Source organism: Phenylobacterium aquaticum (assembly GCF_022695515.1).
In the GTDB taxonomy this organism is placed as follows: Bacteria; Pseudomonadota; Alphaproteobacteria; order Caulobacterales; family Caulobacteraceae; genus Phenylobacterium; species Phenylobacterium aquaticum.
Genome location: NZ_JALDPT010000007.1, coordinates 91,206 through 109,623, shown reverse-complemented (window position 1 = coordinate 109,623; position 18,418 = coordinate 91,206). Strand labels below are relative to the sequence as shown.

General features: G+C 68.2%; 19 protein-coding genes. 10 read left to right on the top strand and 9 right to left on the bottom strand.

Features of this window, described 5'->3' with window-relative positions:
- Positions 1 to 41: 41 nt before the first annotated feature.
- From MQH10_RS07460 to MQH10_RS07445, 4 genes are all read left to right on the top strand, one after another.
- The gene (locus MQH10_RS07460; RefSeq protein WP_242563441.1) at positions 42 to 275 is read left to right on the top strand and encodes a BolA/IbaG family iron-sulfur metabolism protein; all 234 of its coding nucleotides are present in this window, start codon (positions 42 to 44) and stop codon (positions 273 to 275) included.
- Between the two features lie 10 nt (positions 276 to 285).
- Positions 286 to 1,173 (top strand): aldo/keto reductase, encoded by an 888-nt coding sequence (locus MQH10_RS07455; RefSeq protein WP_242563440.1) that lies wholly within the window; start codon positions 286 to 288, stop codon positions 1,171 to 1,173.
- 75 nt (positions 1,174 to 1,248) lie between these two features.
- Entirely contained in the window at positions 1,249 to 1,593 is a 345-nt protein-coding gene (gene grxD / locus MQH10_RS07450; protein WP_242563439.1) for a Grx4 family monothiol glutaredoxin, read from the top strand.
- Positions 1,594 to 1,610: 17 nt separating this feature from the next.
- A complete protein-coding gene (locus MQH10_RS07445; protein ID WP_242563438.1) occupies positions 1,611 to 2,030 on the top strand; it encodes an acyl-CoA thioesterase in 420 nt (139 codons plus the stop codon).
- Between the two features lie 153 nt (positions 2,031 to 2,183).
- Here MQH10_RS07445 and MQH10_RS07440 read toward each other — a convergent pair whose 3' ends face one another.
- A complete protein-coding gene (locus MQH10_RS07440) occupies positions 2,184 to 2,561 on the bottom strand; it encodes a hypothetical protein (RefSeq protein ID WP_242563437.1) in 378 nt (125 codons plus the stop codon).
- Between the two features lie 143 nt (positions 2,562 to 2,704).
- Here MQH10_RS07440 and MQH10_RS07435 point away from each other — a divergent pair, with 143 nt between their 5' ends.
- Positions 2,705 to 3,436: a DUF4386 domain-containing protein gene (locus MQH10_RS07435; protein ID WP_242563436.1), complete on the top strand. Its 732-nt coding sequence runs from the start codon at positions 2,705 to 2,707 to the stop codon at positions 3,434 to 3,436.
- A 77-nt stretch (positions 3,437 to 3,513) separates the two neighbouring features.
- Here MQH10_RS07435 and rpsD read toward each other — a convergent pair whose 3' ends face one another.
- The 4 genes from rpsD to MQH10_RS07415 form a co-directional block, all read right to left on the bottom strand.
- Positions 3,514 to 4,131 (bottom strand): 30S ribosomal protein S4, encoded by a 618-nt coding sequence (gene rpsD, locus MQH10_RS07430; protein ID WP_242563435.1) that lies wholly within the window; start codon positions 4,129 to 4,131, stop codon positions 3,514 to 3,516.
- A 168-nt stretch (positions 4,132 to 4,299) separates the two neighbouring features.
- Positions 4,300 to 5,625 (bottom strand): DUF1254 domain-containing protein, encoded by a 1,326-nt coding sequence (locus MQH10_RS07425; protein WP_242563434.1) that lies wholly within the window; start codon positions 5,623 to 5,625, stop codon positions 4,300 to 4,302.
- Between the two features lie 47 nt (positions 5,626 to 5,672).
- Positions 5,673 to 6,911 carry a DUF1254 domain-containing protein gene (locus tag MQH10_RS07420; RefSeq protein ID WP_242563433.1) on the bottom strand — a complete coding sequence of 413 codons (1,239 nt, stop codon included), beginning with the start codon at positions 6,909 to 6,911 and terminating at the stop codon, positions 5,673 to 5,675.
- A gap of 218 nt (positions 6,912 to 7,129) precedes the next feature.
- Positions 7,130 to 7,909, bottom strand: coding sequence for an RNA methyltransferase (locus MQH10_RS07415; protein WP_242563432.1), 780 nt, complete (start codon positions 7,907 to 7,909; stop codon positions 7,130 to 7,132).
- A gap of 396 nt (positions 7,910 to 8,305) precedes the next feature.
- Here MQH10_RS07415 and MQH10_RS07410 point away from each other — a divergent pair, with 396 nt between their 5' ends.
- The 3 genes from MQH10_RS07410 to MQH10_RS07400 all read left to right on the top strand — a co-directional run bounded on the left by MQH10_RS07410 (position 8,306) and on the right by MQH10_RS07400 (position 11,067).
- Positions 8,306 to 9,313, top strand: coding sequence for a serine hydrolase (locus MQH10_RS07410; protein WP_242563431.1), 1,008 nt, complete (start codon positions 8,306 to 8,308; stop codon positions 9,311 to 9,313).
- Positions 9,314 to 9,460: 147 nt separating this feature from the next.
- A complete protein-coding gene (locus MQH10_RS07405) occupies positions 9,461 to 10,678 on the top strand; it encodes an NADP-dependent isocitrate dehydrogenase (RefSeq protein WP_242563430.1) in 1,218 nt (405 codons plus the stop codon).
- A gap of 104 nt (positions 10,679 to 10,782) precedes the next feature.
- Positions 10,783 to 11,067, top strand: coding sequence for a hypothetical protein (locus MQH10_RS07400; protein WP_242563429.1), 285 nt, complete (start codon positions 10,783 to 10,785; stop codon positions 11,065 to 11,067).
- 7 nt (positions 11,068 to 11,074) lie between these two features.
- Here MQH10_RS07400 and MQH10_RS07395 read toward each other — a convergent pair whose 3' ends face one another.
- Positions 11,075 to 11,722: a hypothetical protein gene (locus MQH10_RS07395; protein WP_242563428.1), complete on the bottom strand. Its 648-nt coding sequence runs from the start codon at positions 11,720 to 11,722 to the stop codon at positions 11,075 to 11,077.
- Positions 11,723 to 11,959: 237 nt separating this feature from the next.
- Here MQH10_RS07395 and MQH10_RS07390 point away from each other — a divergent pair, with 237 nt between their 5' ends.
- Both MQH10_RS07390 and MQH10_RS07385 read left to right on the top strand, forming a co-directional pair.
- Positions 11,960 to 12,661, top strand: coding sequence for a hypothetical protein (locus MQH10_RS07390; RefSeq protein WP_242563427.1), 702 nt, complete (start codon positions 11,960 to 11,962; stop codon positions 12,659 to 12,661).
- 140 nt (positions 12,662 to 12,801) lie between these two features.
- Positions 12,802 to 13,899, top strand: a complete 1,098-nt coding sequence (locus tag MQH10_RS07385) for a serine hydrolase domain-containing protein (RefSeq protein ID WP_242563426.1) — start codon at positions 12,802 to 12,804, stop codon at positions 13,897 to 13,899.
- Positions 13,900 to 14,090: 191 nt separating this feature from the next.
- Here the strand turns inward: MQH10_RS07385 and purB are convergent, their stop codons facing one another.
- From purB to MQH10_RS07370, 3 genes are all read right to left on the bottom strand, one after another.
- Positions 14,091 to 15,470: an adenylosuccinate lyase gene (gene purB / locus MQH10_RS07380; protein ID WP_242563425.1), complete on the bottom strand. Its 1,380-nt coding sequence runs from the start codon at positions 15,468 to 15,470 to the stop codon at positions 14,091 to 14,093.
- Positions 15,471 to 16,174: 704 nt separating this feature from the next.
- Positions 16,175 to 17,947, bottom strand: a complete 1,773-nt coding sequence (locus tag MQH10_RS07375; RefSeq protein ID WP_242563424.1) for a transferrin receptor-like dimerization domain-containing protein — start codon at positions 17,945 to 17,947, stop codon at positions 16,175 to 16,177.
- Positions 17,932 to 18,417: a protease-associated domain-containing protein gene (locus MQH10_RS07370; protein ID WP_242563423.1), complete on the bottom strand. Its 486-nt coding sequence runs from the start codon at positions 18,415 to 18,417 to the stop codon at positions 17,932 to 17,934. Before MQH10_RS07370 ends, MQH10_RS07375 begins: the two co-directional genes overlap by 16 nt.
- Between the last annotated feature and the right edge of the window lies 1 nt (position 18,418).

The window sequence follows — 18,418 nt, the reverse complement described above, 5'->3', positions numbered from 1 at the left end:
CTTTCTAGCCCAGAAAGATTCACTTGAGTGGAGCCTTACTCATGCCCATGCCCATCGCCGACCTGGAAGCCGAATTGAAGGCGGCGTTCCCTGACGCCGAGATCCGTATCGACGATCTTGCCGGCGACAATGACCATTATCGGGCCAGGATCGTGTCGAGCGCCTTCGCCGGCCTGTCCCGCGTCCGCCAGCACCAGCTCGTCTACGCCGCGCTCAAGGGCAAGGTGGGCGGCGAACTGCATGCGCTCGCCCTCGAAACCCAGGCCCCGGCTTAAGGCTCGTCAGATGCGCTACCGTCCCTTCGGCGCCACAGGAAAAGCGGTCTCCGCCGTCAGCCTGCTGATGCGGGAGGCGCCCAACATGGCCACGCCCCAGGCGTGGCGGGCGCTCGCCTTCTCGGCGATGGAGAGCGGGATCAACAGCTTCGAGGTCACCGCCGGGCTGGACGTCATGGCGCTGGGGGTCGGCGAGGCCCTGCGCGCGGTCGAGCGGCGGCTGATCTTCCTGTCCTGGCGGCTGCGCGGCGACCCGCACCGGCCGCTGACCGCCGAGGCGGTGTCGAACAGCGTCAAGGCCGGGCTGCAGAAGACCGGCGCCGGCTATTTCGATCTCCTGATGCTGGACGACGCGGCCTATGAGAGCCTGGAGCCCGATGCGCTGGGCTATATCGCCGACCTGCGCGCGGCTGGCCTGGTGCTGCAGCTGGGGGTGACCGGCGACGGCGCCGCGACCCAGGCCTGCATCGCCACCGGCGATTTCGACGTGCTGGCCACCCCGTTCAACCTGACCTCCGACTGGCAGGCGCGCCGCCGAATCCGCGAGGCCTCGGCGGCGAACATGACCATCGTGGCCACCGACCCCTTCCCCTCGGCGCTCAGGCTGCCGACCAGCCAGCCGCAGAAGGGCGGGCTGTTCAAGCGCAACGACAATCCCCTGGCCGGGGCCGGCACCTACGCCTTCCTGCATGAAACCTCGGGCTGGTCGTCGGAAGAGCTGTGCCTGGCCTATGTGCTGACCGAGCCCTCCTTCGCCAGCGTGCAGCTGGAGGCGTTCCGCGCCGACACCATCGACCGGCTGGCCGCCGTGACCGACCGCGACCTGCCCACCGGGGTGGCGGCCCAGATCGAGATGGCCCGGTTCAGCACCGATGCGGACGGCCGCCGGCGCGCCTGATCGTCGCCCGCGCTTGACCCGGGGGCCCAGGCTCCCTAGCTGTCTGGCCAAGACCCTCGTCGAAAGACCCGCACGATGACCGACATCACCGCCGCCAATCCCGTCCATGACTTCATCGGCAAGACCGTGGCCGAGAATCCCGTGGTGCTGTTCATGAAGGGTGTGCCCGAACAGCCGCGCTGCGGCTTCTCCGGACTGGTGGTCCAGATCCTCGACCATCTGGGCGTCGACTTCGTCGGCGTCGACGTGCTGCAGGACGACGCCCTGCGCGACGGGATCAAGAGCTTCACCGACTGGCCGACCATCCCGCAGCTCTATGTGAAGGGCGAGTTCGTCGGCGGCGCCGACATCATCCGCGAGATGTTCCAGTCGGGCGAGCTGAAGCCGCACCTGATCGAACAGGGCGTGCTGGCGGCCTGAACCCCCGCGCGCCGGCGATGACGAAGCTGCTTGAACCGCCGCAGGGCCAGCAGGTCTTCGCCATGAGCTTCACGCCCACCGCGTCGGATATCGACGCCAACGGGCATGTGAACAACGTGGTCTATATGGACTGGGTCCAGCAGATCGCCATCGCCCATTGGGATAGCCGCCAGCCCGAGGAGGACCGCGCCCGCTGGGCGTGGATCTGCCTGCGCCATGAGGTGGACTATCGCCGCGCCCTGATGCCGGGCGAGACGGCCCAAGCCCGGACCTGGGTGGCGACGGCCCCGGACGGCCCGCGCTTCGACCGCTATGTCCGCATCGACGGCCCCGACGGCGCCATGTGCGCCCAGGCCAAGACCACCTGGTGCCTGATCGAACAGGCCAACGGCCGGCCGCGCAGGGTGCCGGCGGAGATTGTGGCGCGGTTCGTCTAGGTAGGTTGCTCCCCCTCTGGGGGAGCTGGCGCGAAGCGCCTGAGGGGGCCGGCCCGCAGGGCCGGATACAACCGATCGACCGGAACCGCCCCCTTCGAGGGCGGCCCCCTCCGGCCCCTTGGGCCACCTCCCCCAAGGGGGGGAGGAGCGCTCTCAGCTGCCCGGCCCGGTCCAGGGATAGAACGGGTTCAGCAGGAAGAGCGGGGTGCGGGGGGCGACGCCGAGTTCGGCATAGGTGAAGGTCAGGTCCGTGTGGCCCATGGCGAAGGACTTGCACGGGTCCAGGCGCTTGCGGCCGAAGGCGAGGGTCACCGCCTCCCCCTTCTTCTCGAGGAAGAAGGCGAAGTCCTCCTTCTTGGTGCAGCCGTTGGAGGCGACGCGGATGGTCAGCGCCTCGCGCCCGGCGCTGGCCGAATAGAGCGGCTCCAGCTCGTTCAGGGCCGACCCCGCCGGGGCGACGACGGGCGGGGCGGTCGTGGCGCAGCCGGCCAGAAGGCCCAGGCTCGCGATCAGCAGGAAACGGCGGTGCATGGGGCCAGTTCGCCATAGGCGGAGGCTGATGGCGAGCCCCAATTCGCGCGCCGATGGGGAGGGTGATTGACTCGGATACATATGTAAGTATTTTCTGACATATGAAATACGAACAACTCACCGCAATCCGAGGACCCCAGGCCATGGCCGGCAAGACCATCGAGACCTCCCCCCAGGCCTATGCCCGCACGGCCGGGGCCATCTATCTCAGCATCATCGTCCTGGGGATTTTCTCCCAGATGACGGCGATGGACGCCGTCGTCGTCCCCGGTGATCCGGCGGCCACGGCGCGCAACATCTCCGCCTCCATGACGCTGTGGAACCTGGGCGTGGCCGGCGGACTGATCATCCCGATCATCGGCACGATCCAGCTTTGGATCGAGTACCAGCTGCTGCGGCCGGTCGGGCGCGGCGCGGCGCTCCTGTTCCTGGCCTTCAACATCGTGTCGCTGGCCATCGAGTCGGCGAGCAAGGTGTTCCTGCTGATCGTGGCCCCGGCGGTCGGCGGCGGCGGGTTCATCCACCCCCTGCCCCTGGCCGACCAGGAGATCTTCGTGCGCCTGGCCATGGCCCTGCACTTCGCGACCTTCCATGTGTCGCTGGTGTTCTTCGGCTGCGCCTGCCTGGTGAATGGCTGGCTGGTGTTCCGCTCGGGCTTTCTGCCCCGCACGATCGGGGTGCTGATGCAGCTGGCCGGCGTCGCCTATCTGATCGTCTGCTTCGCCACCCTGTTCGCACCGGTGGTCGCCCGGATCATCTCGCCCGGCATATTGATCGTGCCGCTGGTCGGCGAGAGCGCCATGTGCCTGTGGCTGCTGGTCTTCGGGGTGAATGTGCCGCGCTGGAACGCCCGAATCGCCGCCGCGGCGGCCTGATCGCCCCGATAGCGCTCAAGCAAAAGGCCCCGGATCGCTCCGGGGCCTTCTTTGTATCGGCTTTGGGTTTCGGCGCCTTAGGAGGCGTAGAATTCCACGACCAGGTTCGGTTCCATCTTCACCGGATACGGCACTTCGGCCAGTTCCGGGGCGCGGATGAACTTCGCGGTCATCGCCTTGGCGTCGACTTCCACGTAGTCCGGCCAGTCGCGCTCGGAGGACTGCAGAGCCTCGAGCACCAGGGCCATGTTCTTGGAGCGCTCACGGACGGAGACGATGTCGCCGACCTTCACGCGATAGGAGGCGATGTTGACGCGCTTGCCGTTCACCAGGACGTGGCCGTGGTTGACGAACTGGCGGGCGGCGAAGACGGTCGGCACGAACTTGGCGCGATAGACCACCGCGTCCAGACGGGCTTCCAGCAGGGCGATCAGGGTCTCGGCCGTGTTGCCCTTGCGGCGCGCGGCTTCGTCATAGGTGCGCGCGAACTGCTTTTCGGTGAGGTTGCCGTAGTAGCCCTTCAGCTTTTGCTTGGCGCGCAGCTGCAGGCCGAAGTCGGAGACCTTCTGCTTGCGGCGCTGACCATGCTGGCCGGGGCCGTAGGCGCGCTGGTTGATCGGGGACTTCGGGCGACCCCAGATGTTTTCGCCCATCCGGCGGTCGATTTTATACTTCGCGGAATGCCGCTTAGACATGTTCGTCTCTTCTCAAGCTCGATGCAGGCCGGCGTCTCCGTCAGTGGAGGCGCGATTTCAACGGCGGCGTCGCATCACCCGTCATAGGTTCGCGGACCGACAGGCGGACCCGGCGGCGCGAAGGGGCGGTGTATGGCGGCAAGGCCCCGGAGAGTCAACTCCGGCGGCTCAGACCTTGACCACGGCGGGCATGCGGAAGCGGCCGTCGAGCAGCTCCTGCCGGGGCAGATAGGCCCGCAAGGTCATGGCGAAGGGCCCCTTGGCGGGGGCCGGCAGCCAGTTGGCGGTGCGCTCGCCGCCCGGATCGGCGCGGCCGATCCAGATGTCGAAGGACCCGTCGGCGTTGCGCTTCAGGCCCGGGGTGCGGTCGCCGATGGCGTAGCGGGAGATCGGGTTGTCGGTCAGGAAGAACTGACCGTCGGCGGTCGCCTCATACATGGTGAGCGACCAGAAGGCGTCGACCGGCATCTGGGCCGGGACCGACAGGCGATAGGGCCCGTCGCCGGTGAAGATCGCCCCGTCGTCGCCCTGGGCGCGGAGATACATGGCCTCGGTCACCGGCAGGGCCGCGAGGCCGGCCAGGGCGACCAAGGCGCGGAAATGATAGTCCTGGCCGTAGTTCCCGAGGTTGGCGCGCGGATAGCTCCAGCCCTGGACGAAGGCCATGCGCTTGGTGAAGGCCACGAGGCCCATGGAGGCCTGGGCGACGCCGGCCTGGATCTGGGCGATGGCGGCGGCGTCGAAGCGCTTGGGATCGAAGCCGCCCTTGGGCGTGAGGCCGAGCGCGGCGACCTGGCGGAACAGGCCCGCATCCTCGGCCCGCGGCGGATCGGAGGCGAGCAGCCTGGCGGCGCTGGCGAAATAGGCGTCCCAGGGCGCCTGGCGGGTCCCATAGGGGCCGGGCTCGGCGCCGGCGGGACCTTTTAGGACCAGGCCGTCCTGCACCGCATGGGCGGCGGCGAGGTCGGCGTCGCCGTCGACCAGGGTGCGGGCGAGCAGCCAGGCGTGGGGGGTGGAGACGCGGACGACATCGGCGCCCGATCCCGTCTGGCCCGGACCGACCAGGGTGAAGGTCCCGCCCCCGCCGCCGATCGTGCGCGTGCCCAGCACCACGTCATTGTCGGTGTACATGTCCATCACCGCCACCGAGAGGTAGCGCTTGCCCGTGGCGGGAAGGGTCAGGGTGACCGGGCCCTTGGTCAGGTCGACCCAGGCGCTGGAATAGAGCGTGTCGTTGTTGGGGGTGGTGATCCAGCGGTTGGCGGGGGTCGCCAGCTTGCGGGCATGACCGAAGCGGTTGATGCCGGCGGTCTGGGCGTCGGCGCCGGTGGCGTGCAGCATGCGCTGGCGGGCCTGGGCCATCTCGATCAGCGGCAGGGCGTAGAGCCAGGCCTCGCGGGCGGCGGCGGCGAGATCGCCCTCGGCGGCGAAGGCGCGGGCGGCCGGGGTCGCAGCGATCGCCGCCAGCACCGCCATCAGGTCACGTCGGTTCATGGTCCCCTCCCTTGGGGTTCTTCGGATCGTCCGGGATCAGGCCTCGGTCACCGGCGGCAGGCGATAGGCGCCGTCCAGCAACTCGGGCTTGGGCAGATAGGCGCGCATGAACAGCGCGAAGGGCCCGGCCGGGCCGGCAGCCAGTTGGCGGTGCGCGCGCCCCCGGGATCGGCGTGGCCGATCCAGATGTCGAGCGAGCCGTCGGCGTTGGTCGCCAGCCCCTCGGTGCGGTCGCCGATGGCGTAGCGGTTCAGGGGATTGTCGGTGAAGAAGAACTGGCCGTCCTCGGTCGCCTCATAAAGGCTGAGCGACCAGAAGGAATGGACCGGCAGGGGCTGGTCGGCGGGGAAATGCAGGCGCCAGGCGCGGGTCCCGTCATAGAGGGCGTGGGGCAGATGGCCCTCGGCGCGCATGTACATGGCCTCGGCCGGCGGCAGGGCGGCCAGGCCCGACAGGGCGACGGCGGCGCGCAACGCATAGTCCTGGTCGAAAACGCCCAGCCGCGAGGACGGATAGGACCAGCCGTTGATGAAGCTGTTGCCGCCCAGGCCGTTGCGGCGCGAGACCGACTTGCCCTCGGCGAGGCCGGCCTCGATGGCGGCGACCTCCTCGGGGTCGAAGCGCGTGGGATCGAAGGCGTCGAGGCCGAGCGGGGCCATGACGGCGAGGATCGCCCGGTCGGTGTAGAGCGGCGGGTTGAGCGCCATCAGCCGGGCGGCGGTGTCGAAATAGTCCGCCCAGCCCGCGCCGCGATGGGCGAAGGGACCGGGGAAGTCGACGGCCGGGCCCTGCATGGTCAGGCCGTGCTGAACGGCCTTGGCGGCCTCTGCATCATGCGGCCCGTCGACCAGGATGCGGGCGAGCGCCCAGACGTGGTTGGTGGGCGAGCGCACGACATTGGGCCCGTCGGCGGCGTCGCGCGGGCCGACCAGGGTGAAGGTCCCACCGTCCGGCCCGGTGGTCCGCGTGCCCAGTATGGCGAAATTGTTGGTGTAGGCGTCCATCAGGGCGAGCGAGAAATAACGATCGCCGGTCGCCGGCAGGGTGATGGTCACCGGCCCCGCGCTGAGATCGACCTGGGCGGTGGAATAGAAGGTGTCGTTGTTGGGGGTGGTGACGGCGCGGGCCCTGTGGTCCGCCAGCCGGCGCATATGGCCGAAGACGTTCATCGGCGAGCCCACGGCCTGGCCCCGCGCCCGGGTGGTGGCGATCTCCACCAGCGGCAGGGTGAACAGATAGGCCTCCCGCGCGGCGGCTTTCAGGTCGTCCAGAGCGGTCCCGGCCATGGCCATATCTCCCAACTATTGGCGCGTCGGGTGTCGCCGGTTTGAGCGCTTTGCGCAAGCGGGGGGATGCATGACTCAACCGCTCATCCCGGCGAAGGCCGGGACCCAGATCCTAAGGCTGGAAGGCTGATTGGACGCGCGCGGCGCATCTGGAACCCGCCCCCGCGCCATTCCATCTGGGTCCCGGCCTTCGCAGGGATGAGCGGATTTGGGGGGCCCTAGGTGTCTGGAGTGCTGGCGGCCTTGGCCCTGGCGAGTTTGTCGAGCACCCGGCCGCGGCCGCGGGACAGGGCGGTGACCACGCCCCGAAAGGTGCGGACCTCCTGGTCGGACATGCGGGCGCGGCCCAGGGCGGCGCGCAGATTCTGGACCATGGAGGGCTTCTTCTCCGGCGGATGGAAGAAGCCTGCGGTGTCGAGCTCGCGCTCGAAATGCTCATAGAGGCCCAGCATGGCGGCGGCCTCGGCCGGGGGCGGGGCGTCGCGGAAGATGGCGGGCGCGCCGGTCTCCTGGGTCATGCGCCACTCATAGGCCAGGATGATCACCGCCTGGGCCAGGTTGAGGGAACGGAAGCGAGGGTCGATCGGCAGGGTCACGACGGCCTGGCAGAGTGCGATGTCGGCGGTCTCCAGCCCGGCCCGCTCGCCGCCGAACAGGAGACCGGTGCGATGGCCCTCGCCGAACTCCTGAAGCATGTTGGCGGCGGCGGCGCGCGGGGTCAGGATCGGCAGCTGAAGTTCGCGGGGCCGGGCCGTGGTCGCATAGACCAGGTGCAGGTCGGCGATGGCGGCCTCGACGCTGTCATAGACGCGGGCGGCGTTCAGCGGCCATTCGGCGCCCGAGGCCGTGGCCCAGGCCCGCTCCTGGGGCCAGCCGTCGCGGGGATTGACCAGCCGCAGATCGGCCAGGCCGAAATTGGCCATGGCGCGAGCCACGGCGCCGATGTTGGCGGCCATTTGCGGCTTGTCGAGGATGATGCAGGGCGGCTCGGCGGTCATGGGCCGCTTTTCAGCCCCTCTGGCCCCCGAAGGCAAGGGCGCGGTCGCCGCAGCGGGCGGAACTGACCCGCGGCTCAAGGCTTCACCATGGGAGCCGGCGGGCGGCCGGATGCAGGGCTGACGGATATGGCGATGGTTGATGGCTGGCGGCTATGGGCCGCAATCCCACACCGGGGCCGACACAACCAATGCCCCTCCCCCTTGCGGGGAGGGGTTGGGGTGGGGGTGCAAGCTCCGAGCCTCGCGTTTTCGAATTGGCGATCCCGAAGCGAAATCGGCGAGCATCGGCGCCGACACCCCCTCACCCTACCCTCTCCCCGCAAGGGGGAGAGGAGCGCGAAGCCGGTAGCCCGGCATTCCACGATCATCCGCCCAATAGACCCTCCCGCACACTCTATGCGCCGCGCCCTCGTCCTGACCGCCCTGCTCGTCCTGTGCGCCAGCGCCGCCGGCTGCCGGCAGCCGCTGATGCGTTCGACCGGCGACAGCCCGCCGCTCGACACGGCGCGGCTGGAGCGGGAGATCAAGCCGATCGCCGCCGCGGCCGCGCCGGGGGTGATGGGGTTTGCGATCATGAACCTGGGCAGCGGCGAGACCTGGACCTTCAACGGCGAGCGCCGGTTCCCGCTCGACGACATCGCCGCCCTGCCGCTCGCCGCCGCGGCCATCGGCGAGATGGAAGGCGCCCGGCTGTCGGCGGGCGAGATTCTGCAGGTGCGCGAGGTCGATCTGTCGCCGCCGCCCAGCCGGATCGCCGAGGCCTGGCCCGGCCAGACGGACTATCGCGCCGACGCCCTGATCGACGCCGCGGTCGGCGGATCGGACGCCACGGCCGACGACCTGCTGATCCACCGGGTCGGCGGGCCTGGGGCGGTGACCGCCTGGCTGGTCGACAAGCATGTACCGGAGGTGCGGCTGGACCGCTATCGCCGCGAGATCGATCCGGCCCGCAGCGGGCTGGGCTCCTTCCGATCCCGCTGGAAGGGCGAGGCGGCCTACGCCGCCGCCCAGGCCAGCGTGGCGCCCGAGGATCGCCGGGCCGCCATGGCCGCCTATCTGGCCGATCCCCGCGACACGGCGACGCCCCGGGGGATGATCCGCTTCCTGCAGGCGGTGACGGCCGGGGAGCTGATCTCCAACGCCGGGGCGGCGCGGCTGACCGGGGCGATGGCTGGGGTCGCCGTGCCCGGCCTGCCCGCCGGCGCCCGCTACGCCCACAAGCGCGCGGCCCTGCGCGCGCCGGCCGGCGCCCCCGGAATCGACAATGATGTAGGCGTTCTCACGCTAAAGGATGGGCGCCGCTACGCCATCGCCGTGTTTCTGGCCGGCGCGGTTTCGCCCCCGGGCGCGCGGGCGGCTGTGCTGGACAAGGCCGTGGCCGCCGCCGGCCGTAGCGTCCGCTAGGGCTTGGCGATCTGACACCGGTTACCGATCGCCCGGCGAAGTTTTGCGCAGACTCGCGTTCGCGTGGGTCAGGGCCTTTGCGCGGAGGGCCGAAGCCGAATATACGGCCTTCAACCTTACCCTTTTCGCCGGAGCGCCTGCCCCCTCATGGCCAAGATCAAAGTCGCCAATCCTGTCGTGGACATCGACGGGGACGAGATGACCCGCATCATCTGGAAGTGGATCAAGGACAAGCTGATCTTCCCCTATCTCGACCTCGACATCGACTATTACGACCTGGGGATCGAGCACCGCGACGCGACCGATGACAAGGTCACCGTCGACTCGGCCATGGCCATCAAGAAGTACGGCGTCGGCATCAAGTGCGCGACCATCACCCCGGACGAGGCCCGGGTTGAGGAGTTCAAGCTCAAGAAGATGTGGAAGTCGCCGAACGGCACGATCCGCAACATCCTGGGCGGCGTGGTGTTCCGCGAGCCGATCATCTGCAAGAACGTGCCGCGGCTGATCCCCGGCTGGACGCAGCCGATTATCATCGGCCGCCACGCCTTCGGCGACCAGTATCGCGCCACCGACTTCGTCGTGCCCGGCAAGGGCAAGATGACGATCAAATGGGAAGGCGAGGACGGCCAGGTCATCGAGCACGAGGTGTTCGACTATCCGGGCGGCGGCGTGGCCATGGCCATGTACAATCTGGACGAGTCGATCCGCGAGTTCGCCCACGCCTCCCTGGCCTATGGCCTGGAACGCAAGTACCCGGTCTATCTCTCGACCAAGAACACCATCCTCAAGGCCTATGACGGCCGGTTCAAGGACATCTTCATGGATGTCTACGAGACCGACTACGCCGCCAAGTACAAGGAGGCGGGCATCACCTATGAGCACCGCCTGATCGACGACATGGTGGCCTCGGCGCTGAAGTGGCCGGGCGGCTTCATCTGGGCCTGCAAGAACTATGACGGCGACGTGCAGTCCGACCAGGTGGCGCAGGGCTTCGGCTCGCTGGGCCTGATGACCTCGGTGCTGCTGACCCCGGACGGCAAGACCATGGAGGCGGAAGCCGCCCACGGCACCGTCACCCGCCACTATCGCCAGCACCAGAAGGGCGAATCGACCTCGACCAACTCGATCGCCTCGATCTTCGCCTGGACCCAAGGCCTGGCCTTCCGCGCCAAGCTGGACGGCAACCCCGAGCTCGACCACTTCGCCAAGACGCTGGAGAAGGTCTGCGTCTCGACCGTGGAGAGCGGCTCGATGACCAAGGACCTGGCCCTGCTGGTCGGCGACAGCCAAGGCTGGCTGACCACCGAAGGCTTCATCGACAAGGTCGCCGCGAACCTGGACAAGGCGCTCGCCGAGGGCTGAGGCGGGTTGGACCGCTGAGCGGACTGCGGCCGGCTCCCTGACGGGGGGCCGGCCGTTTTCGTTTGGGGGGTGTGGAGGGGGTGTCAATGACGCCAAGAGTGACAATGAGCGTCCAACCGGACGGAAGCTTCGACCTCTGGCTCAACGCAGCCGGACGGGATCTCTTGGTCAAGAAACTCCAAGCTTTGAGCGAGGCGTGGGACCACTTGCATCTCGATCACTACGACGATCCGGACATCGCCGACGCCACCGACATACCGCTCTCGGCGGTTCCCTATCAGGCGGGTGATCGCGTGCTGCTGAACGGAAAGGTTCTCTTCCGCCCCGACGAATGGGACCTCAAGGCCTTTCCGCATGTGCTGACAGAGTCGGGCCCGGCAGTCAGATGACCTGTCGTTACGGAATCTGCCCTGGGCCCGATGCGCCGCACAGCTGCGCCCATCGAGGCCTGAGCAAGTTCACAAGGTCATCGACGTAAAGACCTCGTAACGCAACCGCGTGGCCATTTGAGAGGATGGTCCAACCCGCGCCTTCTCCCTCGACATCAAACTTGCGCCATCGAGCGAGCCACCACGCATCGGAGGCGCGGTATTGGATGGGCCGCGCGGCGGCGACGAAATCAGGAGAATTCCATCCGGGGCGCAAGACCCATGGATTGGTCAATGGGATAACGAAACGACCGCGTAGGTCTCTGATCACGAACGGCTGGTCATCGACGATACTGTAAGTTCCGTCTCCGCTGCGCTTTAGCAGCAGGAGCCAGTGTTGGTACCTTGGGTCAAAGCCCACGTGCTGCATTTGCACGGTCTGAAGGTGACGCTGGCCTTCCGAACCCAGCAATACCTCCTCCACGCTGATTTCTGCGAGCCAGGGCCAACGTGCGATCATGGCGTCGCGTTGATTTTCGGGCAGAGGCGTCGCAACGTTCCGGTCAATTCTGGCGATGGCCGCGACGTCGAAGCATTCCGGCTCGCCCTCCGCGCCCAGGGCGGGCTTAGAAGCCAGCGCCAGCAATACGATTGCGACCCAGGCTGCAGCGCGCATGACTTCCTCCAGGGCGGGAACAGGAGCGAGTGCACCACTTACGGGCTCTGCGGCACGACGGCGAGCGTCTTTGCTGGACAGCCGCAGGCTCAAGAAAGATCGTACGCGTTCCGGCTGCAACGGACTCGGCGTGGGTCCCCGCCTGCGCGGGGATGAGCGGTGCAGGAGATGGCTCGCCCCCATTGCCGCCGCCCGAAGAGTTCGCCTACCGTCGCGCCTTCTGCAGTTGGGGGCGACATGGATATTCATCGGCCGAAGCCGTGGCATGGCCTGCGCGAGTTCCTGAAGGAATACGGGATCATCGTGCTGGGGGTCCTGACCGCCATCGGCCTGGAGCAGATGGTCGAGCAGCTGCACTGGCGCCATGTCGTTCACCAGCACCGCGAGGCCTTGGACAGCTCGGTCTCCGACCTCTACCTCGCCATGCTCAGCCGCGCCGATATGCAGGACTGCGTCGACCGCCGGCTGGGCGACATCGCCACGATCCTGGCGCGGCATGACGCCGGCCAGCCGCTGAGCGTCGTCGGGCCTCTCGGAACGCCCACCGCCAGCGTCGCCGACCTGGGCGTGTTCGACATGTCCCTGGCGGACCAGGCCTTTTCACACATGCCGTTCGAGGAGCAGACGGGCTATTTCTCGAAGCTGGGGTCCTACAAGGTGTTCGTGCAGGTCATGACCAGCGAGCGCGAGGTGTGGCGGGAGCTGGGGCGACTGAACCATGCGCGCGCCCTGACCGCCGAGGACTGGAGCGTCGTCCGGGCCAATTATGAGCAGGCGGCGGACCTGAACGCGCTTCTGAAGACCGACCTCACGACCCAGGGATCGGGCACATGGCTGACCCCGTTCAAGGATACGCCCAAGCCGAAGGACTACAGCCTGCGCGCCCTGCCGCGCGTGAAGACCCTGTGCAGCCCGATGCTCGGGGGCGCCGGGCGCTAGGCGGGGTGATCCTTGCCGCCCCTCTCCGGGGTGACCGCCACCCGACCCTCCGATAGGCTCCGCCCCAACAAACAAACGGGAGGGATATCGCCATGGCGTCAGGGGCGGTTCAGGGAACTGTGGATCCGCGGTTCAAAGGCGTGCGGGCCGCGTTCGAGGCCAATCTGGCCAGTGGGGCGGATGTGGGGGCCGCGGTCTGTGTGACGCAGGACGGCGAGACCCTGGTGGACCTGTGGGGCGGCTATGCCGATCCGGCCAAGACCCGCGCCTGGGAGCGGGACACCATCGTCAATGTCTATTCCACCACCAAGACCATGACGGCGCTCTGCGCCCTGATCCTGGCCGACCGGGGCGCGCTCGACTTCGACGCGCCGGTGGCCCGCTACTGGCCGGAGTTCGCCGCGAACGGCAAGGACGCGATCACGGTGGGCCAGCTGATGGCCCACTCGGCCGGCATGTCGGCCTGGCGCGCGCCGATGGCCAAGGAAGACTTCTACGACTGGGAGAAAGCCACGACTCTGCTGGCCGCTCAGGCGCCCCTGTGGGCGCCTGGAACCCAGCCCGGCTATCACGCCATCACCCAGGGCTATCTGGTCGGCGAGGTGGTGCGCCGGATCACCGGCCAGACGCTGGGGACCTTCTTCCGCGAGGAGGTGGCCGAGCCCCTGGGCGCCGACTTCCATATCGGCCTGCCGGCCTCGGAGGACGACCGGGTCGCCGAGCTGATCCCGCCGCCGCCCGGCCAGGGTGCAGGCGACGGCGCGGGCCAGAGCGAGATCCAGGCCCTGACCTTCAACAATCCGGGCATCGACGTCGCGGCCACCAAGACGCGGGCCTGGCGCGGGGCCGAGATCCCCGCCGCGGGCGGGACCGGTAACGCCCGCTCGGTGGCTGAGATCCATATGATCCTGGCCAATGGCGGGATCGCCAAGGGCAAGCGCTTCCTGTCCGAGGCCGGCTGCCGCAAGGCGCTGGAGCTGCAGATCGAGGGGACCGACCTGGTGATGGGCGGCCCGGCCCGGTTCGGCCTGGGCTTCGGCCTGGCCGGCGGCGTCGTGCCCCTGCCCAACCCCAATACGATCTTCTGGGGCGGCTATGGCGGGTCGCTGGTGATCATCGACATGGATGCGCGCACGACCATCGCCTTCGCCATGAACAAGATGGCCGGCACCACGACGGGGGATATGCGGGCGCTTGGGTTGGCCATGGCGAGCTGGCAGGCGTTGGGGGTGGTTTGAGATTTAGCGCTCCTTCTCCCCTTGCGGGAGAAGGTGTCGTCCGAATGGACGACGGATGAGGGGTCACTCAGAACCCTTCGCAGAGGTCGGCGGCGGCTAGGTGGAGAGGCCCATCAACCCCTCATCCGACCCTGCTTCGCAGGGCCACCTTCTCCCGCAAGGGGAGAAGGGGTTCCCGTTTTGCCTTCCCCTCAGACCAGATCCACGATCTGACCCGCCAGCCCCGTATAGGTCGCAGGCGTGAGCGCGAGCAGGCGGGCCTTGGCGGCGTCGCCGATGTCGAGGCCGCGGACGAATTCGGCGAGTTCCGGGGCGCCGACGCGGCGGCCGCGGGTGAGCTCCTTCAGAAGCGCATAGGGGTCGGTGATCTGGGAGCGGCCGGCGGTGATCTCGGCGCGGACCACCGTCTGGATCGCCTCGGCCAGCACTTCCCAATTGCCGTCGAGGTCGGCGAGCAGGACGTCGGCGGCCAGCGAGATTTCGCCCAGGCCGCGCTCCAGGTTGTCGAGGGCGACCATCGAGTGGCCGAAGGCGACGCCGATGTTGCGCTGGGTGGTGGAGTCGGTGAGGTCGCGCTGCAGGCGCGAGGTGACGAGGGTCTGGGCGAGGGTCGCGAACAGGCCGCCGGCGATCTCCAGATTGGCCTCGGCGTTCTCGAAGCGGATCGGGTTGATCTTGTGCGGCATGGTCGAGGAGCCGGTCGCGCCGGCCACCGGGATCTGGGCGAAATAGCCCATGGAGATATAGGTCCAGACGTCGGTGGCGAGGTTGTGCAGGATCCCGCCCGCGTGGCGGACCCGATCATAGAGCTCGACCTGCCAGTCGTGGGATTCGATCTGGGTGGTCATCGGGTTGAAGCCGATGCCGAGGCCTTCAATGAAGCTCCGGGTCAGGGCCAGCCAGTCGACGTCCGGCTCGGCGGATAGGTGGGCGCCCCAGGTGCCGGTGGCGCCGGAGAACTTGGCCAGATAGTCGGTGGCCTCGATCTGACGGATGACGCGCTGGAGCCGCCAGACGAAGACGCCGAGCTCCTTGCCCATGGTGGTGGGGGTGGCGGGCTGGCCGTGGGTGTGGGCCAGCATCGGGGCGTCGCGATGGGCGAGCGCCAGGGCCTTGAGCTTGGCGGTGACGGCCTGGAGCTTGGGCAGCCAGACGCGGGCGACGGCGCGCTGGACGGTGAGCGCATAGGACGTGGAATTGATGTCCTCGCTGGTGCAGGCGAAGTGGGTGAGCTCGGCGATGGCGGAGAGGCCCAGCTGCTCCAGCCGGTCGCGGACGAGGTACTCCACCGCCTTGACGTCATGGCGGGTGATCTTCTCGCGCTCGGCCAGCCAGTCGATCTCGGCCTGGCCGAATTCGGCGTAGAGCGCGCGCAGCCGGGCCTTGTCGGCCTCGCCCAGCGGCCTGGACCCGAACAGGGCGGCGTCGGTCAGGGCGATCAGCCACTCCACCTCGACCTCGACCCGGGCGCGGTTCAGCCCCGCCTCCGACAGATAGTCGGCGAGCTCGGCGACGGCCGGGCGATAGCGGCCGTCAAGCGGGCTGAGCGGCTGAGGGGGCAGTGAGGTCACGGGAACTCCGGGCATGGGTGCGGGCGGCACGGCTCAATCATACACGCCGGGATTTGAAAAGGGGCGCGTTGCGTGTGGGGGATGTTGGAGGGGACAGATGAACTACCTCGACCTGGGGAGCGCCAACCGACACTCATCCATTCCGCAAAGTCGCTGATTGAACTTGCTGCAATTGAGTGTTGGGAGCTTGGATGGGGTCTTCACCTTGGGGTCTGCGACCCAAAGCGGGGACCAGAAGTCCGAAGTCCACGCGACTGGTGTCGGGGTGCGGATGCCGAGCGCGTCACTCTTCGCACGTGCGTCCCACAGCGGGTTGCTGGAAGGGGCGACGATCTCTGCTGCACGGATCTTTAGATCGGTTCTCCCGACCAGGACGCAAAGCCCTACGGCCGTGGATGCGTGGAGGGGCGGGCTTGCCGCAGCCGCCGCGTTAGCAATGCCGGTGAAGCAAAGCAGCGCGATCACAAACAAGCGCTGCACCTTGGTCGAAAATTGAAGCGCGCGGGAAAAGGCCATCGGCGTGATTACGGATCAAACACGATCCGCATCAAGGCCCGCGTGTTCAGTCTCAGCGGCAGCACAATCAATCGGTGCTCGCGCCGACTCAGCTTGGCTCCCCGCCTGCGCCGGGATGAGCGGGGGTGGGGAGGCCTTGCCCTCCCCCCGATCGTCCGCGCGGGCGACCGGGGGGACGGCGGGGGTGATCAGCCGCCGTTGATGAGCTTGGTCGCCTCGTCGAGCTTGGCGGCGTAGGTCTCCAGCACCTGGGCGGTGAGGACCGAGTACTTGTCGGCGTCGCTCCAGCGTTCTTCCTCGATGGCCTCGCGGACGCCGGGAAGGGTCTTGGCGCCATAGCCGGTGAACTTGCCGGGGGCGTAGACGAGGTTCTTGTACCAGGGCCGGCCGGGCAGGCCGATCTCGGCCGTCAGGGTCTGTTCGAGGCCGCGGTTGAGTTCGAACAGCTTGGCCTTGGCGTCGGGCGAGAGGCCCGCGCCCTTAGCGGCGAGCGCCGTGTCATAGGCCTTGGCGCTGCGCTTCAGGTGATCGACGGCGTTGTCGAGCGGGGCGAGGTTGAAATAGGGCACGGTGGCCAGCGGGTTGGGCGGGCCGTTGGTGTGGGTCGGGTCGTCGGCCAGCTTGTAGGCGCCGGCGGCGATCAGCTTGGCCTGAGTGGCGGCGGCTTCCCGCTTGCCGTCGGCCAGCTTCTTCAGCTCGTCGTTATAGGTGGCGACCGTCTCGGCGAAATTGCCGTAGCGCTGCAGGGGCAGGTCGGCGTCGGCGATGCGCAGGACCAGACGGCCGCCGGTCTTAGCGAGCGCGCCGGCATAGGCGAAGCCCGGATCGACGAAGCGGCTGTGATGCTCCCAGGTGTCATAGGCCGAGTGATAGACCCCGCCGGAGTCCCCTTCCCCGCCATAGCCCAGATTGATGGCGGCCAGGCCCAGGTGCTCGATGAAGGCCGAATAGTCGGAGCCGGAGCCGAGGGGGCCGATCGGCAGGTCGTGGGTCGGATCAGCGGCCATCTTGGCGGCGGCCTTGGCGCGTTCGCCCGCGCCGGGGGCCGAGCCCTCGACCATGAGGGCGGCGCGCAGGCGCTGCTCCACCGAGACGCCGGTCTGGGGATCGGTCACGTCATCGGCCACCTGGTTGACGAGATGCTCGTAGGAATGGCTGCCCTCGGCGCCCAGGAAGCCCCGGGCGTTGCCGTCGGTGTTGATATAGATGACGCCCTTGGCCTTGAGCTCGTCGGCATGGGTCTCGGCCCATTCGGTGGAGCCCAGCAGCATCGGCTCCTCGGCGTCCCAGCTGAGGTAGACGAGGGTGCGCTTGGGCTTGTAGCCCTTGGCGGCCAGGCCGCCGATGGCCTTGGCCTCGGCCATCATGGCCACGTGGCCGCTGATCGGGTCCGACGCGCCGAACACCCAGCCGTCATGGTGGTTGCCGCGAAGCACCCACTGATCGGGATAGGTCGAGCCCTTCATCATGGCGACCACGTCGTAGACGGTCTTCAAGGACCAGTCGGACTTGACCGCGATATGGACCTTGGCCGCGTCCGTGCCGCCCACATGATAGGTGATCGGCAGGGAGCCGCGGAACGACGGCGGGACCACATCGCCTTCCAGCGCCTGGAGGAAGTGGGTGGCGTCGCCATAGGAGATCGGCAGGACCGGGATCTTCAGGATGGTGGCGGCGTCTTCGCGCTTCAGGCGCTTGGCCTTCTCCGTGGCGCCGACGCCGGGGGTCAGCGGGTCGCCCGGATAGAGCGGCATGTCGGCGACCGAGCCGCGCTGGAAGCCGTTGGCCGGCCGCGACGCGCCCTTGGGATAGACGTCGTCCTGGGCGTAGCCGTCGTCATGCGGGTCGGAATAGATGATGCAGCCGACGGCGCCGTGATCCTGGGCGAGCTTGGGCTTCAGCCCCCGCCAGCCGACGCCGTAGCGGGCGATGACGATCTTGCCCTTCACCGACACGCCCATGCGGGCCAGAGCGTCATAGTCGGCCGCATGCCGTAGTTCACATAGACGAGCGGGGCGGTGACATCGCCGTCGCCCTGGAAGGCGACATAGGCGGGCAGTTCGTCCTTGGTGCGGCTGGAGGTTTCGTCGCCGGGGATCGGGGACTCGGTGAGCGTCGCCTTGAAGGGCGTGGGCGCCACGAGTTCGAGGCTTTCCGAGATCGGGGTCGGGTAGAGAACCTGGAAGCTCTCCATATGGGCGTCCCAGCCCCAGGACTTGAACTGGGCCAGGATGGTCTCGGCGTTCTTCTTGTCGTGCGGGGAGGAGACGTGGTTGGGCTCCGACGCCTGGTCCTTCATCCAGGCGCTCATCTCCGGCGGGGAGATCTGGGCGTCGAAGCGCTTTTCCAGGTCCGAGGACTGCCCGAAGGCGGGGCCGACCAGGCCCGCGGCGGCGATCAACGCCAGGATGGAAGACGTCGAACGACGCATG

What these genes read in the sequence shown, in the direction of transcription:
- MQH10_RS07390 (WP_242563427.1), top strand. Translation starts at nt 11,960, where the DNA reads ATGGATATTCATCGGCCGAAGCCGTGGCATGGCCTGCGCGAGTTCCTG.
- MQH10_RS07440 (WP_242563437.1), bottom strand. Translation starts at nt 2,561, where the DNA reads ATGCACCGCCGTTTCCTGCTGATCGCGAGCCTGGGCCTTCTGGCCGGC.
- MQH10_RS07455 (WP_242563440.1), top strand. Translation starts at nt 286, where the DNA reads ATGCGCTACCGTCCCTTCGGCGCCACAGGAAAAGCGGTCTCCGCCGTC.
- MQH10_RS07425 (WP_242563434.1), bottom strand. Translation starts at nt 5,625, where the DNA reads ATGAACCGACGTGACCTGATGGCGGTGCTGGCGGCGATCGCTGCGACC.
- MQH10_RS07410 (WP_242563431.1), top strand. Translation starts at nt 8,306, where the DNA reads ATGCGCCGCGCCCTCGTCCTGACCGCCCTGCTCGTCCTGTGCGCCAGC.
- MQH10_RS07395 (WP_242563428.1), bottom strand. Translation starts at nt 11,722, where the DNA reads ATGCGCGCTGCAGCCTGGGTCGCAATCGTATTGCTGGCGCTGGCTTCT.
- MQH10_RS07370 (WP_242563423.1), bottom strand. Translation starts at nt 18,417, where the DNA reads ATGCGTCGTTCGACGTCTTCCATCCTGGCGTTGATCGCCGCCGCGGGC.
- grxD (WP_242563439.1), top strand. Translation starts at nt 1,249, where the DNA reads ATGACCGACATCACCGCCGCCAATCCCGTCCATGACTTCATCGGCAAG.
- MQH10_RS07435 (WP_242563436.1), top strand. Translation starts at nt 2,705, where the DNA reads ATGGCCGGCAAGACCATCGAGACCTCCCCCCAGGCCTATGCCCGCACG.
- MQH10_RS07415 (WP_242563432.1), bottom strand. Translation starts at nt 7,909, where the DNA reads ATGACCGCCGAGCCGCCCTGCATCATCCTCGACAAGCCGCAAATGGCC.
- MQH10_RS07405 (WP_242563430.1), top strand. Translation starts at nt 9,461, where the DNA reads ATGGCCAAGATCAAAGTCGCCAATCCTGTCGTGGACATCGACGGGGAC.
- MQH10_RS07375 (WP_242563424.1), bottom strand. Translation starts at nt 17,947, where the DNA reads ATGGGCGTGTCGGTGAAGGGCAAGATCGTCATCGCCCGCTACGGCGTC.
- MQH10_RS07420 (WP_242563433.1), bottom strand. Translation starts at nt 6,911, where the DNA reads ATGGCCGGGACCGCTCTGGACGACCTGAAAGCCGCCGCGCGGGAGGCC.
- MQH10_RS07400 (WP_242563429.1), top strand. Translation starts at nt 10,783, where the DNA reads ATGAGCGTCCAACCGGACGGAAGCTTCGACCTCTGGCTCAACGCAGCC.
- MQH10_RS07445 (WP_242563438.1), top strand. Translation starts at nt 1,611, where the DNA reads ATGACGAAGCTGCTTGAACCGCCGCAGGGCCAGCAGGTCTTCGCCATG.
- rpsD (WP_242563435.1), bottom strand. Translation starts at nt 4,131, where the DNA reads ATGTCTAAGCGGCATTCCGCGAAGTATAAAATCGACCGCCGGATGGGC.
- MQH10_RS07460 (WP_242563441.1), top strand. Translation starts at nt 42, where the DNA reads ATGCCCATGCCCATCGCCGACCTGGAAGCCGAATTGAAGGCGGCGTTC.